The sequence below is a fragment of the Streptomyces sp. NPDC019937 genome (genome assembly GCF_040631655.1).
Taxonomy (GTDB): domain Bacteria; phylum Actinomycetota; class Actinomycetes; order Streptomycetales; family Streptomycetaceae; genus Streptomyces.
In genome coordinates this window covers 16,981-31,842 of sequence record NZ_JBEYAL010000015.1, presented here as the reverse complement: position 1 = coordinate 31,842, position 14,862 = coordinate 16,981, and the positions used below count along the sequence as shown (strand labels likewise).

14 protein-coding genes are annotated in these 14,862 nt (G+C 73.4%); 5 read left to right on the top strand and 9 right to left on the bottom strand.

All coding sequences use genetic code 11. The features are described from left to right. Positions 1–42: 42 nt before the first annotated feature. Entirely contained in the window at positions 43–819 is a 777-nt protein-coding gene (locus tag ABZ562_RS16900) for an SDR family oxidoreductase (RefSeq protein ID WP_361479438.1), read from the bottom strand. Further along, positions 816–2,186 carry an enolase C-terminal domain-like protein gene (locus tag ABZ562_RS16895; RefSeq protein ID WP_361479855.1) on the bottom strand — a complete coding sequence of 457 codons (1,371 nt, stop codon included), beginning with the start codon at positions 2,184–2,186 and terminating at the stop codon, positions 816–818. The genes ABZ562_RS16900 and ABZ562_RS16895 overlap by 4 nt, the downstream gene beginning before the upstream one ends. A gap of 257 nt (positions 2,187–2,443) precedes the next feature. Between ABZ562_RS16895 and ABZ562_RS16890 the strand changes: the two genes are divergently transcribed. Further along, positions 2,444–3,502, top strand: coding sequence for a PAC2 family protein (locus ABZ562_RS16890; protein WP_361479435.1), 1,059 nt, complete (start codon positions 2,444–2,446; stop codon positions 3,500–3,502). A 125-nt stretch (positions 3,503–3,627) separates the two neighbouring features. Here the strand turns inward: ABZ562_RS16890 and mshC are convergent, their stop codons facing one another. From mshC to ABZ562_RS16870, 4 genes are all read right to left on the bottom strand, one after another. Continuing rightward, positions 3,628–4,857: a cysteine--1-D-myo-inosityl 2-amino-2-deoxy-alpha-D-glucopyranoside ligase gene (gene mshC, locus ABZ562_RS16885; protein WP_361479432.1), complete on the bottom strand. Its 1,230-nt coding sequence runs from the start codon at positions 4,855–4,857 to the stop codon at positions 3,628–3,630. A gap of 142 nt (positions 4,858–4,999) precedes the next feature. Further along, positions 5,000–5,878 carry an SCO1664 family protein gene (locus ABZ562_RS16880; RefSeq protein WP_361479429.1) on the bottom strand — a complete coding sequence of 293 codons (879 nt, stop codon included), beginning with the start codon at positions 5,876–5,878 and terminating at the stop codon, positions 5,000–5,002. Then, positions 5,842–6,432, bottom strand: coding sequence for a DUF3090 domain-containing protein (locus ABZ562_RS16875; protein WP_361479426.1), 591 nt, complete (start codon positions 6,430–6,432; stop codon positions 5,842–5,844). The genes ABZ562_RS16880 and ABZ562_RS16875 overlap by 37 nt, the downstream gene beginning before the upstream one ends. A gap of 101 nt (positions 6,433–6,533) precedes the next feature. Then, entirely contained in the window at positions 6,534–7,229 is a 696-nt protein-coding gene (locus ABZ562_RS16870; protein ID WP_361479423.1) for a histidine phosphatase family protein, read from the bottom strand. A gap of 97 nt (positions 7,230–7,326) precedes the next feature. On the opposite strand from ABZ562_RS16870, the gene ABZ562_RS16865 reads away from it, so the two are divergent. Next, the gene (locus ABZ562_RS16865; RefSeq protein WP_361479420.1) at positions 7,327–8,319 is read left to right on the top strand and encodes a magnesium and cobalt transport protein CorA; all 993 of its coding nucleotides are present in this window, start codon (positions 7,327–7,329) and stop codon (positions 8,317–8,319) included. A 27-nt stretch (positions 8,320–8,346) separates the two neighbouring features. Here ABZ562_RS16865 and ABZ562_RS16860 read toward each other — a convergent pair whose 3' ends face one another. Then, positions 8,347–9,144 carry a ferritin-like domain-containing protein gene (locus ABZ562_RS16860; protein ID WP_361479417.1) on the bottom strand — a complete coding sequence of 266 codons (798 nt, stop codon included), beginning with the start codon at positions 9,142–9,144 and terminating at the stop codon, positions 8,347–8,349. Positions 9,145–9,399: 255 nt separating this feature from the next. After that, positions 9,400–10,449 (bottom strand): LLM class F420-dependent oxidoreductase, encoded by a 1,050-nt coding sequence (locus tag ABZ562_RS16855; protein WP_361479852.1) that lies wholly within the window; start codon positions 10,447–10,449, stop codon positions 9,400–9,402. A gap of 150 nt (positions 10,450–10,599) precedes the next feature. Between ABZ562_RS16855 and ABZ562_RS16850 the strand changes: the two genes are divergently transcribed. Continuing rightward, a complete protein-coding gene (locus ABZ562_RS16850; protein ID WP_361479414.1) occupies positions 10,600–11,580 on the top strand; it encodes an aldo/keto reductase in 981 nt (326 codons plus the stop codon). Next, complete coding sequence (locus ABZ562_RS16845) at positions 11,577–13,862, top strand: helix-hairpin-helix domain-containing protein (RefSeq protein WP_361479411.1); 2,286 nt, start codon at positions 11,577–11,579, stop codon at positions 13,860–13,862. The genes ABZ562_RS16850 and ABZ562_RS16845 overlap by 4 nt, the downstream gene beginning before the upstream one ends. A 72-nt stretch (positions 13,863–13,934) precedes the next feature. On the opposite strand, the gene ABZ562_RS16840 is transcribed toward ABZ562_RS16845, so the two are convergent. Beyond that, positions 13,935–14,612 carry a hypothetical protein gene (locus ABZ562_RS16840; protein ID WP_361479408.1) on the bottom strand — a complete coding sequence of 226 codons (678 nt, stop codon included), beginning with the start codon at positions 14,610–14,612 and terminating at the stop codon, positions 13,935–13,937. 47 nt (positions 14,613–14,659) lie between these two features. Between ABZ562_RS16840 and ABZ562_RS16835 the strand changes: the two genes are divergently transcribed. Then, complete coding sequence (locus ABZ562_RS16835) at positions 14,660–14,848, top strand: DUF5703 family protein (RefSeq protein WP_079152252.1); 189 nt, start codon at positions 14,660–14,662, stop codon at positions 14,846–14,848. Positions 14,849–14,862: the final 14 nt, after the last annotated feature.

Below are 14,862 nucleotides of genomic sequence, written 5' to 3'. Positions count from 1 at the left end.
CGGCGCGTCGTACGGCGCGGGCGCGGCGGCGCGGGGTGGGGCTCAGGTGGCGGGGCGCAGGCGCAGCCCCTGCATCCCTCCGTCGACGGCCAGCGCGGTGCCGGTGACGGCCGCGGCGGCGGGACTCGCCAGGTACGCGACGGCCGCGGCGACCTCCTCGGCCGACACCAGCCGCCCGGTCGGCTGACGGGCCTCCAGGGCGGCGCGCTCGGCCGCCGGATCGGCGGCCTGGCCGAGCAGCCGCCCCACCCACGGGGTGTCGACGGTGCCGGGGTTGACGCAGTTGACGCGGACGCCCTCGCGTACGTGGTCGGCGGCCATGGCGAGGGTCAGCGACAGCACCGCGCCCTTGCTCGCGCTGTACGCGGCGCGCTGCGGCAGTCCGGCGGTGGCGGCGATCGAGCAGGTGTGGGTGATCGAGACGGCGCCGGGCCGGTCGGCCGCCGCAGCGCGCAGATGCGGCAGCGCGGCCCGCGCGGTGCGCACCAGGCCCAGCACGTTGACGTCCAGCAGCCGCTGCCACTCCTCGTCGGAGTTGTCCTCGACGGTGCCGATCGCGCCGATGCCCGCGTTGCCGACGACGGTGTGCAGGGCGCCGAATTCGGCCACCACCGCCTCCACCGCGGTCCGTACTCCCTCGTCGGAGGTGACGTCCGTCTTGACCGGCAGGGTGCCGGCCGGGGCGCCCGACGGGTCCCGGTCGAGCACGGCGACCCGCGCACCGCGGTCGCGCAGCGTGGCGGCGATGGCGGCGCCGATGCCCGAGGCGCCGCCGGTGACGAGCGCGGCCAGCCCTTCGAAGTCGCCGGTGGGGCTCAAGGGGTCTCCTCCTGTCGTACGGACTGCGGTGCCGGCTGCTGTGCGGCGTTCCGGGCCTGCCATTCGGGCCCGTCGGGATAGCGGTAGGCGGCGATCGACTCGGGCAGCATCCGGGCGGAGAACCCAGGGGCGGCCGGTGCGCGGTACCGGCCCGCCTCGACGACCACCGGATCGGCGAAGTGCTCGTGGAGGTGGTCGACGTACTCGATGACCCGATCCTCCCAGCTGCCCGAGACGGCCACGAAGTCGAACATGGCCAGATGCTGGACGAGTTCGCACAGCCCGACGCCGCCCGCGTGCGGGCACACCGGCACCCCGTGCTTGGCGGCGAGCAGCAGGATCGCCAGGTTCTCGTTGACCCCGGCCACCCGCGCCGCGTCGATCTGCACGAAGTCGACGGCTTCGGCCTGGAGCAGCTGTTTGAAGACGACGCGGTTGGCGACATGCTCACCGGTGGCGACCTTGACCGGCTGTCCGGCGCGGATGGCGGCGTGGCCGAGGACGTCGTCCGGGCTGGTCGGCTCCTCGATCCAGTGCGGGTCGTACGGCGCCAGCGCGCTCATCCAGCGCAGCGCGTCCGCGACGTCCCAGCGCTGGTTGGCGTCGACGGCTATCCGGATGTCCGGGCCGACCGCCTCGCGGGCCAGCCGCATCCGTCTGAGGTCCTCGTCGAGGTCGCCGCCCACCTTGAGCTTGATCTGATCGAAGCCGTCGGAGACCGCCTCCTGCGCCAGCTTGATCATTTTCTCGTCGGAGTAGCCGAGCCAGCCCGGCGAGGTGGTGTAGGCGGGGTAGCCGCGCTCGCGCAAGCGCGCGGCGCGCTCGGCGCGGCCGGGCTCGGCGGCGCGCAGGATCTCAAGCGCCTCGTCGCGGGTGAGGGCGTCGCTGAGGTAGCGGTAGTCGACGAGGTCGGCCAGCTCCTCGGGCGACATGTCGGCCAGGAACTGCCACAGCGGCTTTCCGGCCTGCCGGGCGGCGAGGTCCCAGGCGGCGTTCACCACCGCGCCCGCCGCCATGTGCATGACGCCCTTCTCCGGGCCGAGCCAGCGCAGCTGCGAGTCATGGGTGAGATCACGGTAGAGGTCGGCCAGCTCGGCCGCGGTGAGCGGGGCGGGACGGCCGACGACCTGGGGGCGCAGGGAGTGGATGGCGGCGGCGGTCACGTCGTTGCCGCGGCCGATGGTGAAGACGAAACCGTGGCCTTCCGCCCCGGCGGCGCCCTCGGTGGTGTCATCGGCGTCCGTGCGGAGCACCACATAGGCAGCGGAGTAGTCGGGGTCCGGATTCATGGCGTCCGAGCCGTCGAGCTGCTCCGAGGTGGGAAACCGGATGTCATGGACCTCGAACTCAGTGACGGTCGGGCGCAAACTCAATGGGGGGCTCCCTGAACGACGCGCAATAGAACATCGGACCTTTATCGGTGATCCGATGTATAGCGCTGACTTGGGGGTCTCGTCCAGAGGTGTGCCGGAACTTTCGGGAAACAGGTCGGATGAATCACTGTGGGTTGCTGTACGGGGGCTGCGGCGGGAGCCCCTTGAAGCCGTAGGCTTGGGGCGCACGCAAACGAACTGCAACCGGGGGCGGCACCAACCCGTCCGCCCCGGTCGGAAGGAGGCGCTGGGTGATCGAGCTTGAGGGGGTTCCCGAGCTGATCGACCCGGTCATGATCTGTGCCTTCGAGGGCTGGAACGACGCCGGAGACGCCGCCTCCACCGCGGTCGGGCACCTGGATCGGGAGTGGAAGGGCGAGGTCCTCGCCTCCCTCGACGCCGAGGACTACTACGACTTCCAGGTGAACCGGCCCACCGTCGCGCTGGACAACGGGGTCCGCAAGATCACCTGGCCGACCACCCGGCTCTCCGTGGTCCGCGCGGAGGGCGGCGAGAAGACCCGCGACCTGGTGCTGGTGCGCGGTATCGAGCCGAGCATGCGGTGGCGGTCGTTCTGCAACGAGATCCTCGGCTACGCCCATGAGTTGGGCGTCGAGATGGTCGTCGTCCTCGGGGCACTGCTCGGCGACACCCCGCACACCCGGCCGGTGCCGGTCAGCGGTGTCACCTCCGACCCGGACCTGGCCCGCAGCCTCGACCTCGAGGAGACCCGCTACGAGGGCCCGACCGGCATCGTCGGCATCCTCCAGGAGGCCTGCACCCACGCCGGTGTCCCCGCGGTGAGCCTGTGGGCGGCCGTCCCGCACTACGTCTCCCAGCCGCCGAACCCGAAGGCGACCCTGGCCCTGCTGAACCGCCTCGAGGACCTGATCGGCGTCCGCATCCCGCTCGGCGAGCTGACCGAGGACGCGCGCGCCTGGCAGCTCGGCGTGGACCAACTGGCCTCGGAGGACAGCGAGGTCGCCGAGTACGTCCAGTCGCTGGAGGAGGCCCGGGACACCGCGGAGCTGCCGGAGGCGTCGGGCGAGGCGATCGCGCGCGAATTCGAGCGCTACCTGCGCCGCCGGGACGGCTCACCGGGCACGCCGGGCGGCCATGCGACGGAGACGGGCACCGGCGGCATGGCCGACGGCCGCGAGGGCGCCCCGTACCTGCGCGACCCCGGCAGCGGCCACCCCCGCCCCCGGAAGCCGTCCGCGAAGGACGACGATTCCGGCGACGACGCCTCCGGCAGCGACGAGGACGCGGGCAGCACCGGCCCGGACGACCGCCCGGACGACCAGGGCTGACCCCGGCGAGCGCCGGGGCCGCCCCTCGGGGGGCCGGGGCGAAGCCAAGGCTGAAGCCCCCAGGACCCGGGGTCCTGAGGGCTTCACTCCGGTGCCGGGGGCCGGGCTGAGGCCTACAGGGAGGGCTACAGGGCTACGCCCAGCAGGGCGTCCACCGCTCGGGAGACCAGGCCCGGGGCTCCCTCGTCCGGGCCGCCGGAGGACGACTGGGCGGCGGCCCAGCGGTCCACGGCAGCCAGGGCCGCCGGGGAGTCGAGGTCGTTCGCCAGGGCCTCCCGCACCTCCTCCACCAGCGCGTCCGCCGACGGGCCGTCCGGCCGTGAGACGGCGGCGCGCCAGCGGGCGAGGCGGGCCTCGGCGTCCCGCAGGACGCCGTCGGTCCACTCCCAGTCGGAGCGGTAGTGGTGGGCCAGCAGCGCGAGCCGGATGGCGGCCGGGTCGACGCCGTCGCGGCGCAGCGCGGAGACGAAGACCAGATTGCCCTTGGACTTGGACATCTTCTCGCCGTCCAGCCCGACCATCCCGGCGTGCACGTACGACTGCGCGAACGGCCGCTCGCCGGTGAGGACCTGGGCGTGCGAGGCGCCCATCTCGTGATGCGGGAAGGCGAGATCCGAGCCGCCGCCCTGGACGTCGAAACCCATGCCGAGGTGGTCGAGGGCGATGGCCACGCACTCGATGTGCCAGCCGGGGCGGCCGCGGCCGAGCGAGCCGCCGTCCCAACTCGGCTCGCCCTCACGGGCGGCCACCCACAGCATCGGGTCCAGCGGGTTCTTCTTGCCCGGGCGCTCCGGGTCGCCGCCGCGCTCGGCGGACAGCAGCCGCATGGCCTCGGCGTCGAGGCGGCTGACCGAGCCGAAGGCGGGGTCGGACTCCACGGAGAAGTAGATGTCGCCCTCGACCTCGTAGGCCGCGCCCGCGTCCCGCAGCCGCTCCACGAGCGGCACGATCCCCGGTATGGACTCGACGGCGCCGATGAAGTGGCGCGGGGGCAGCATCCGCAGGGCCGTCATGTCCTCGCGGAAGAGGGCGGTCTCACGCTCGGCGAGGGCCGTCCAGTCGTCGCCGTTCGCCACGGCCCGCTCCAGCAGCGGATCGTCGATGTCGGTGACGTTCTGGACGTAGTGGACCTGGCGCTTGGTGTCGAGCCACACGCGCTGGACGAGGTCGAACGCGTTGTAGGTCGCCGCATGACCCATGTGGGTCGCGTCGTACGGCGTGATGCCGCAGACGTAGATGCGGGCGACGGGGCCGGGGGTGAGGGTGATCGGTCCCCCGGTCGCGGTGTCGTGGATCCTCAGGTCGCGGCCTCTGCCAGGCAGGGCGGGAACCTCGGAAGCGGGCCAGGCATACATGCAATGAGCGTAACCGGATGCCAGTTCCGGATACGAACCGGACCGGTCCCGCTGACCGTTTGTTGGCCGGATAGGCGGTCTTGCGCATACGGCCGTGAGCTGCTTGGCCGCTGCTGTCGTGGCCGCCCCGTACGCCCTCGGCTCAGACCGGCGGCCACGGGATGGCGGGCCACTGGCCGCTGGGCACGGGGTGCACCCCGGTCCGCAGCAGGGCCGCCACCCGGGCCCGCAGCGCCTCGATCTCGGCGTCGGTGATCAGCTTCGTCAGCCGGGCGTGGAGCGGGCCGTCGGCGAGCTGGTCCGCCAGTCGGCGCAGCACCTCCAGCATGTCGTCCGGCAGCGGCTCCCCGGCCCATCCCCACAGCAGGGTGCGCAGCTTGTCCTCGGCGTTGAAGGTCACACCGTGATCAATCGCATAGAGCCGGCCGCCCGCGGCGGGCAGCAGATGGCCGCCCTTGCGGTCGCCGTTGTTGATCACCGCGTCGAGTACGGCCAGCCGCCGCAGCCGTACGTCATCGGCGTGCACCAGCAGCGCGGTGCGGCCCTCGCCGACCTCCGCGAAGCCGACCGCCTTCCAGCCGGGGCCCGGCTCGTCGCCCTCGACGAGCGCGAGCAGTTCGGTCCCGTCGGCGGCCGACCCGCCGGTGCCGTCGAACTCATCGGAGCCCCGGGGCTCGCCGTCGGCCACCTCGACCCACAGCTGGCACATGCCCTGCCCGTACGGCCCGTCGCGCAGCACGGTGGGCGGGACCAGGCCCCAGCCGGTCGCCTCGGAGATCTCGTACGCCGCGACCTCGCGCTGCGCGAGCGTGCCGTCCGGGAAGTCCCACAGCGGCCGCTCCCCCGCCACCGGCTTGTAGACGCAGGGGGCGCTGTGGCCCTCGTACTCGACCGTGCAGTAGAGCACCGCGTTGGACGCCTCGCGGACCCGGCCGCGCACCGTCAGCTCGCCCCGGGCCAGCAGCTCGGACGGCTCGGGGGGCGTCAGGCTTCGCGGCGGTATCCGTTCTGGCGCGGACATACGTGTCCTTCCGGGTCGAGCGGCAGGCTGCACAGCGGGCAGGGCGGCCGGCCGGCGTTGACGACGTCCAGCGCCCGCTTGGCGAAGGCGCGTGCCTGGGTGCCGGTGAGCCGCACCCGCAGCATGGGAGGCCCGTTCACATCGTCCTGCAGGAGCCGTTCCTCGGCCTCGGCGAGGTCTTCCTCGGACTCGGCCTCCAGCTCGACGAGCGCCTGCGCCTCCACGACCATGCGCTGTTCCTCGCCGTCCCAGGCGAGGGCCATCGTGCCGACGCGGAATTCCTCTTCCACGGGGGCGTCCAGCGGTGCGGTGTCGCTGAGTTCGGAGGGGGCGACGGCCGGTACCGGCGCGTTGCCACCCGTGCGCCGCACCACCTCGTCGAGCAGCTCGTCTATCCGCTCGGCAAGCGCCGCGACCTGGGTCTTCTCCAGTGCCACGCTGGTGGTCCGGCCACCCGCGGACGCCTGCAGGAAAAAGGTACGGCGGCCAGGCAGCCCGACCGTACCGGCGACGAATCGGTCCGGCGGGTCATAGAGGAACACCTGACGGGACAACGTCCTGCTCCATTTGCGTCGACGGGTCGGCTGGTTGACTACTCAGGTCGCGGCTGCCGCGGCGCGGCCGCGCCGCGGGACCACCCTACTGCGCCCGGAGATCATGGTGCCCCCGCGTCGCCGCCCACCGCCGCGTCCCCGCCACGGTCGGCGGGGGCGTCCGCCCGGGGCGCGAGCCCCGCGAAGTCGCCGGTGTCCCCCAGCCGTACGACGAAGGGGCGGGTGGGGGTGTAGCGGATCGCGGTGACCGAGCAGGGCTCGACCGAGATCCGCTGGAAGAGGTCGAGGTGGAGGCCGAGCGCGTCCGCGACGATCGCCTTGATGATGTCGCCGTGCGAGCACATCAGGTAGGACGCGTCGGCGCCGTGCTCCTCCTCGACCCGGGCGTTCCAGTCGCGCACCGCGTCGACCGCGCGCGCCTGCATGGCGCGCATGGACTCGCCCCCGGGGAAGGCGGCGGCGGACGGATGCTGCTGGACGACGTTCATCAGCGGTTCATCGGCCAGCTCGGCGAGTTTGCGGCCCGACCAGTCGCCGTAGTGGCACTCCCCGATCCGCTCCTCGGCGTGCAGCGGCAGTCCGGGACGGGCGGCGAGCAGCGGGGCCAGCGTCTCCTGGCAGCGCTGGAGCGGGCTGGCGACGGCGGCGGCGAGCGGCAGCCCGGCGAGCCGCCCGGGCAGCGCCGCGGCCTGGGCGGCGCCGCGCTCGTCGAGGGCGACGCCGGGGGTCCAGCCCGCGAGGACGCCGGCCGTGTTCGCGGTGGACCGGCCGTGCCGGACGAGGATCAGCGTGGGCATGCCTGCCACCCTACGACCCCTCCGGGCCGCCTCAGGGAGGGTGTGCGCACGTCGTGTGCGCTTCCCCCCGGTGCGCTTCTTACCCGGGCGAGGCACAATGCCCCGCGTGATCGTGGATTGTGCCATCTACCAGGACGGGTGCCGCACCGAGGGACCCGCCGACTTCTCCGACGCCCTCGACCAGGCGCGTCTGACCGGGGGCTCCTTCCTCTGGATCGGGCTGCACGAGCCGACGGAGAAGGAGTTCGAGCTGGTCACCAGCGAGTTCGGGCTGCACCCGCTGGCCGTGGAGGACGCGCTGACCGCGCACCAGCGGCCCAAGCTGGAGATCTATGACGACTCGCTGTTCCTCGTGCTCAAGCCGGTCCAGTACGAGGAGAAGGCCGGGACCGTCACCGCCGGTGAGCTGATGGTGTTCGTGGGTGACTCCTTCGTGGTGACCGTACGGCACGGCGAGGCCAATCCGCTGAGCACGGTGCGGGAGCGGCTGGAGGAGACCCCGGATGTGCTCCAGCACGGGCCGACGGCGGTGATGTACGCGGTCGCCGACGCGGTCGTGGACCACTACCTGGACGTCGCGGACGCCCTCCACGAGGACCTGGACGGCCTGGAGACCGAGGTGTTCGCACCGGACGGCGGCGGGGGCCAGAACACCGCGGGCCGGATCTACGCCTTCAAGCGCGAGGTGCTCGAATTCCGCCGCGCCACGGGCCCGTTGGCGGAGCCGATGACCCGGCTCGCGGGCGCCGGGGTGCCGTTCGTCCACGAGGGCTCGCGGCCGTTCTTCCGCGACGTCAGCGACCATCTGACCCGGGTGAACGAGCATGTGGAGGGCCTGGACCGGCTGCTGTCGGACATCCTCTCGGCCCATCTGGCGCAGATGGGCGTGCGGCAGAACGACGACATGCGGAAGATCTCCGCGTGGGCGGCGATGGCGGCGGTGCCGACGCTGATCGCCGGCATCTACGGCATGAACTTCACGCACATGTGGGAGCTGCGCCAGCCGTGGGGCTATCCGGCCGCGCTGGGGCTGATGGCCGGAGTGATCGCGCTGCTGTACCGCATGTTCAAGCGGCGCGGCTGGCTCTGAACGGGCTTGGCCCTTCGGGATCGGGGTTCAGGCGAACTCGGGCGCCTCGGGGGCGGCCGTCTCCGTGGCCCCCAGCGCGTCCCGCCGCTCGGGCATCCGCAGCGTCACCATGCGCCGCCAGCCGCCCAGCCGCTCGTACCCGTACCCGGCCTTGATGCCCGCCGTCAGCACCGCGGTCTTCCACTTCGACCAGCCGAGGATGCGCCCCATCTGCGCCAGCACGGCGAGGCTGACGCACCGGTGAACCTCCATTTCCACCAGCGCGCACTCCCGCAGCGCCCGCTGGATGGTCCGGCCGTACCCGGCGGCGGCCAGCCGCAGCAACTCCTCGTGGCAGTAGGCGAGGTGGTTCTCCTCGTCCTTGGCGATCATCGTGACCGCCCGGCCGACCTCCGGATGGTCGCCGAAGCAGTCGCGCAACATGGTCATCTGCGCGGCGGCGCGCTGCTCGGTGACCCGGCTGTGGGCGAGGTAGAGGACGATGTCGTGCTCGGTGAGCGGTTCGTCGCGGCGCAGCTTCTCGTGGGCGAGGCCGACGCCGCGGGCCTCCAGCAGCATGGTGTAGTCCGCCGCCCGCGGCACCTCCACCGGCTCCAGGCCGCGCTTGCGGAGCAGGGCGTCGAAGATCCGGCCGTGCTTGTCCTCGTCCGCGCCATGGCGGGCGATCTTGGGGGCGAGGGAACGCCGGCTGTCGGGCACGAGCGCGGCGATCCGGCCGTTCTCCCAGCCGCCCTGCGCCTCGCCGCTGGCCGCGATGGAGCAGAACAGCCGGAACGACTCGTCGTTCCCGAGGATCTCCTGGAAGACGCTTTTCGCCGAGAGCATGACTGCCACCTCCGGGCACGGCATGCGCGATGGTCGCGATGTCCGCGCTGAAAAGAGTCAAATGCCGGGTATCGGCCGAGGCAACAGGTGGAGCGTCCGGCTCATCCGTACGAGGGAATCACGAGCGAATACCGAGGGTCCCGCCGGACGCGTAACCCGGCGGCACCGGAGGCGTTGTGCTCGGTGACGGCCGTGGCGGGGAAGACCCCCGAGCCCCCACCACGGCCGCGAAGACATCCCCCCGCGCGGACCCGGCTACGCGAGCCCCGCGCGCTCCAGCGCCTCGACACCGGCCCGCAGCCCGGCGACCCGCTCCTCCAGCGTGAATCCCGCGGGGCTGAGCGACAGGGTGGTGACACCGGCCTCGGCGTACGCCCGCATCCGGTCGGCGATGCGCTCGACCGGGCCGAGCAGCGTGGTGGAGTCGATCAGCTCGTGCGGGACGGCCGCGGCGGCGCCCTCCTTGTCCCCGGCCAGGTACTTCTCCTGGATCTCGGCGGCCTCCTTCTCGTACCCCATGCGCTGGGCGAGCTTGTTGTAGAAGTTCTGCTTGGCGCTGCCCATGCCGCCCACGTAGAGCGCGGTGTACGGGCGGAACTGGTCGGCGAGGCCGCGGACGTCCTGGCCCACCGCGAGCGGGACGGTGGGCACCAGGTCGAAGCCGTCGAGGGTCTTGCCCGCCTTCTCCCGGCCGGCCCGCAGCGAGCCGAGGGTGGTCGCCTCGGCGTGCTCGGGGGCGAAGAAGATGACCAGGGCGCCGTCGGCGATCTCGCCGGTCTGCTCCAGGTTCTTCGGACCGATGGCCGCGATGTAGAGCGGGATGTGCTCGCGCACCGGGTGCACCGTGAGCTTGATGGGCTTGCCCGGACCGCCGGGCAGCGGCAGGGTCCAGTTGGCGCCCTCGTGGGTCAGCCGCTCGCGCGACATCGCCTTGCGGATGATCTCCACGTACTCGCGGGTGCGGGCGAGCGGCTTGTCGAACCGCACGCCGTACCAGCCCTCCGAGACCTGCGGCCCCGAGACGCCGAGGCCGAGGCGGAACCGGCCGCCGGAGAGGGAGTCCAGGGTGGCGGCGGTCATCGCCGTCATCGCGGGCGTACGGGCCGGGATCTGGAAGATGGCCGAGCCGACGTCGATGCGCTCGGTCTGCGCGGCGACCCACGAGAGCACGGTGGCGGCATCCGATCCGTACGCCTCCGCCGCCCAGCAGACCGAGTAGCCGAGCCGGTCGGCCTCACGTGCCACCGCGAGGTTGTCCGCGTCCATCCCCGCGCCCCAGTAGCCGAGGTTGATTCCGAGCCGCATACCCATGGTGCCGCACCTCTTACTGATCAGTAACGTCGCTGTTCCGGGGACTCTAGCGCGCGAACCCGCGGTACGTCAGGGGTGGGTTATCCACAGGCTGACACGGTCCGCTTTCCGGCCAGTAATCTCGATGTTCATGGAGCGACGTACATGGAGCTAAGGCACCTGGGCCGCACCGGCCTGCGCGTATCCCGGCTCGGGCTCGGCACGCTCACCTGGGGGCGGGACACCGGCGAACATGAGGCGGCGGACCAGCTCAAGGCGTTCTGGGAGGCGGGCGGGACGCTGGTCGACACCGCCGATGTGTACGCGGACGGAGAGGCGGAGTATCTGCTCGGGCGGCTGCTGGAGGGGCTGGTGCCGCGGCGCGATCTGCAGATCGCCACCAAGGCGGGCAGCGTCCCCGACCCGGACCGCCGCTTCGACGGCTCCCGTGGCCATCTCCTGGCGGCCCTGGACGCCTCGCTGGAGCGGCTGGGCACGGACCACGTCGACCTGTGGCAGGTGCACGCCTTCGACCCCGTCACCCCGCTCGAGGAGACCCTGCAGGCGCTCGACATAGCGGTCAGCAGCGGGCGGGCGCGGTATGTCGGCGTGTCCAACTTCTGCGGCTGGCAGCTCGCCAAGGCCGCCACCTGGCAGCTGGCCTCCTCCGGTGCCCACACCCGGCTGGCCAGCACCCAGATGGAGTATTCGCTGCTCCAGCGCGGCGTCGAGCGCGAAGTGCTCCCCGCCGCCCTGGACCTCGGCATCGGCCTGCTGCCCTCCTCGCCCCTGGGGCGTGGCGTACTGACCGGAAAGTACCGCCACATGACGCCCTCCGACTCCCGTGGCGCCTCCGAGCTGGCCGCCTTCGTCGCCCCGTACCTCGACGAGGAGGCGAGCCGGATCGTCGACGCGGTGGCCATCGCCGCCGACGGCCTGGCCACCAGCGCCCTGCACGTCGCGCTCGCCTGGGTGCGCGACCGCCCGGGCGTGACCGCGCCCATCGTGGGCGCGCGCAACGCGCGGCAGTTGCGCACGGCGCTGTCGGTGGAGGCCCTTAGTCTTCCGGACGAGATCTGCCAGGCGCTCGACGATGTGTCGGCGCCCGTGCACCGCTATCCCGATCAGGACTGGAGCACGCTGTGACGACCGACCACCTCGCCGGCGACCCCCCGCCCGAGGAGGCCACCGAGGCGAGCGCGGAGCGCGCCGCGCCCGCCGATGCCCAAGCGGCGCCGTCGGCGCCGGGGAGCCCCGCCGACGGGCCCGACGCCGCGTCAGCAGCCGCCCGGCCGGGCGGCGAGCCGGATGAGGCCGCCCCGGCGGACGCGGAGAGCGCCACGACGGGATCGCCCCGGCCCGAGGCCGGGGGCGGCGCCCCCGCGGACGCGCACGCCGAGACCGGCGCCGGTGCCGAGCCGGCGGGGAGCGGCACCACCACATCGGGGGGCCCGGCTCCCGCGGATGCCCCCGGGCAGACACCCGGCGGGGCCGGGGCGGGATCCGGCGGGCGGTCGGCTGCCGCCGAGGCGCTGGCCGCCGCCGTGCGGGCCGTGGAGAGCGGGGAGCGGTCGGCGGCGTCGTTCTTCAACGAGCCCCGTCCGGCCGCGCCCGCCCGGCCACGCGCGGCCGCCGCTCCCGCGGCCGAACCGTCCCGTGCCCCCGGTCCGGCTCCCGTCCCGCCGCCGGTGCGGCCCGTGGCGGCGGGCGTGGACGGAGTCCGGGAGGTGCTGGCGGCGGGCGGGGCGCCCGAGGCGCTGGCCGTCCCGGTCGCCGAGACCCTCGGGGAGCGCGCCGCCGAGGCGTTGCGCGAGGACCCCTGGCAGCTGCTCGCCGTGCCCGGGGTGCGCCCCGACCAGGCCGACGGGTTCGCCCGTGCCCTGCTGGGGCCGGAGTGCGGGCCGGGCGACGAGCGCCGCTCGCAGGCGCTCACCGGCTGGTTGCTGGAGCGCGCCGCCCTCGAAGGGCACACCGCGCTGGAGTCGTCCGCACTGCGTGCCGCGCTCGCCGAGGTATCCGTACCGGACCCGGACGAGGCGCTGCGGGCGGCCATCGCGGGCGGCGGGGTGCTGGTCTTCCAGGACGCCCTGGAGGCCCCCGCGGGCGCCCGGCCCGCCGCGCCCGACGACGAGGAGGCCGAGCAGCCGGTCCGGGTCCTGCTGGGGCTCGACCGGTACGCGCTGGCCGAGGAGAGCCTGGCGGACGGGTTCGCGCGGCTGATCAGCACCTTCGTCGACGCGCACGAGTCCGCGCCGGACTGGGCGGCGGCGGCCGCCGCCGCGCCGTCCCCGTCCGCGGCGGAGCTGATCCGTACCGCCGCGGCACACGGCCTGGTCACGCACAGCGGCGGCGAGGCCGCCCGGGCCGAACCGGCGGCGCTGGTCGCCGCCGCGCAGTCGATGGGGCTGCGGGTCTGCGCCGCCGCGCACAGCGAGGACGGCAGGCGGCGGCTGGCCGCGGAGGTCGGCGCCGACGCGGCCGTCACCGTCGCCGGGCTGCTCGCGGGCAGCGAGGGCCCGGGGCGCGACGAGGACGGCGCGCTGGCGGTCGACCTGATCGCCGTGCTGGACGCCCCCCAGCTGGACGTGGAGACGGCGGCGATGCTCGTCGAATCCCTGCCGGACGGTGCCCGGCTGGTGCTGAGCGGGGATCCGGGCGTGCTGTGGTCGGCCGGGCCCGGCCGGGTCTTCGCGGATCTGGTCGCGGCCCGCCGCTGCCCGCAGGTGGTCTCCCGTACACCCGACCCGGGGCCGATCGGCGAGCTGGTCTCGGGCATCGGCATCGGTGAGCTGAACCAGGTGGAGGCACCGGGCAAGGAGGTCGTGATCGTCCCCGTGCGCGACGCGGGCGAGGCGGTGCACCGCACCGTGCAGCTGGTCGCGGACTCGGTGCCGCGCGCGATCGGCGTGCCGTCGGAGCAGACGCAGGTGATCACGCCGGGCCATGGTGGCGCGGCCGGGACGCGGGCCCTCAACGCCGCCCTGAAGGAGCGGCTGAACCCCGGTCCCGGCAGGTTCGCCGGGTTCGACCCGGGCGACCGTGTCGCCTACACCCCGGCGCCGGGCCGTGCCCTCCCGGGCACGGTGGTGTCGGCGGATGCCGAGGGGCTGCGGCTGGACTGCGCGGGCGCGCCGGTGGTGGTGCCCCGTGAGCAGGTCGGCGACCTGGTGCGGCACGGCTGGGCGCTCACCGCGCACCAGGCGGCCGGAATGCGCTGGTCCGCGGCGGTCGTGGTGCTCCCGGGGGACGCGGCGGCCGGGCTGACCCGGGCCTGGGTCTACACGGCGTTCAGCCGGGGTGAGCGGCATCTGTCCGTGGTGCACGGCGTGGAGGCGGCGCTGCCACGGGCGGTCGCGGAGATCCCGTTCAAGGACCGCACCACGCGCCTGCGGACCCTGCTCCAGACCCAGACGCCGCCCACGGGATGACGGGCGGCACGGGCCCTCGGGCCGCGGGGCGCGCGGCCGGAGGGCCCGGGGTGCGGCGTGGTGCGGCCGGGTTCAGCTCCCCGGGCCCAGCACCTCGAGATCGTCCTCGTCCTCCTCGTCCAGCTCCTCGTCGAAGACCGAGCTGACGTCGAAACGGCACACGATCTGCTCCGGATCGGCCTGGTCGAACGGGGCGGACAGCCACTCGCCCGGTTCGGCCGCCTCCTCGACGGCCGAGACCCAGAGGGTCGAGTCGCCCTCCTCCAGGCCGAACTCCTTGTGCCGGGAGGCGATCTCGTCCGGCTCGAACTCGCCGAAGACGACCCCGAGGGCGGCGTGGACGCTTTCCCCGGCACCGGCCGTCCCAGCGCCCAGGCGGCCGCCCCCGGTGTCGAGGTCCGGATCGAGGTCGACGATGCGCTGGGCCTGCGACAGCAGCCGCTGCGGTTCGACGACCGCGTAGTCCCGGCGGATCAGCACGCTGAGCGCGCTGGGTTCGTCCGGCCCCGCGTAGGCGGGGAGGCTGTCGTCGCCCGGGATCTCGAAGGGCGTGACTTCGTCGTAGGTGTCGTAGAGCAGTTCGTCGTAGACCTCGGCTGCCGCCGCCAGTTCGTTGAATGCGGCGTAGACGGCCGGGTCGCCTTCCCCCGACCGGCGTTCGACGGCGTCGAGGTGACGGTCCAGTGCGACTTTCACCGCTTCGGCGGCGGCGCGTACCTCGGCAGCGGATGGCTGCGCAGCATCAGACATAGTGCAGACGCTATCCGTACCAGGGCAGTTCCCGCACAATAGATGCGATGCCGGAATACGAATTCTGCGACGTGTATGTGCCACGCGGGGTGTCCCGCAACGCCACTACCCGCCTGCTCACCGACCATGCCGAATACGGACACTGGGAGTTGGATCGACTGAGACTCAACCCCGACGGCAGCCGAAGAGTGCGGCTGCGGCGTCGCATCATCCGCCAGCTGCGTGCCACCTGGTGACGCGCAGCGGGCCC

Bases quoted from the DNA above. Each gene is read 5' to 3' on its own strand.
- mshC (WP_361479432.1), bottom strand. From the start codon at position 4,857: ATGTATGCCTGGCCCGCTTCCGAGGTTCCCGCCCTGCCTGGCAGAGGC.
- ABZ562_RS16880 (WP_361479429.1), bottom strand. From the start codon at position 5,878: ATGTCCGCGCCAGAACGGATACCGCCGCGAAGCCTGACGCCCCCCGAG.
- ABZ562_RS16870 (WP_361479423.1), bottom strand. From the start codon at position 7,229: ATGCCCACGCTGATCCTCGTCCGGCACGGCCGGTCCACCGCGAACACG.
- ABZ562_RS16865 (WP_361479420.1), top strand. From the start codon at position 7,327: ATGCCCCGCGTGATCGTGGATTGTGCCATCTACCAGGACGGGTGCCGC.
- ABZ562_RS16860 (WP_361479417.1), bottom strand. From the start codon at position 9,144: ATGCTCTCGGCGAAAAGCGTCTTCCAGGAGATCCTCGGGAACGACGAG.
- ABZ562_RS16855 (WP_361479852.1), bottom strand. From the start codon at position 10,449: ATGCGGCTCGGAATCAACCTCGGCTACTGGGGCGCGGGGATGGACGCG.
- ABZ562_RS16850 (WP_361479414.1), top strand. From the start codon at position 10,600: ATGGAGCTAAGGCACCTGGGCCGCACCGGCCTGCGCGTATCCCGGCTC.
- ABZ562_RS16840 (WP_361479408.1), bottom strand. From the start codon at position 14,612: ATGTCTGATGCTGCGCAGCCATCCGCTGCCGAGGTACGCGCCGCCGCC.
- ABZ562_RS16835 (WP_079152252.1), top strand. From the start codon at position 14,660: ATGCCGGAATACGAATTCTGCGACGTGTATGTGCCACGCGGGGTGTCC.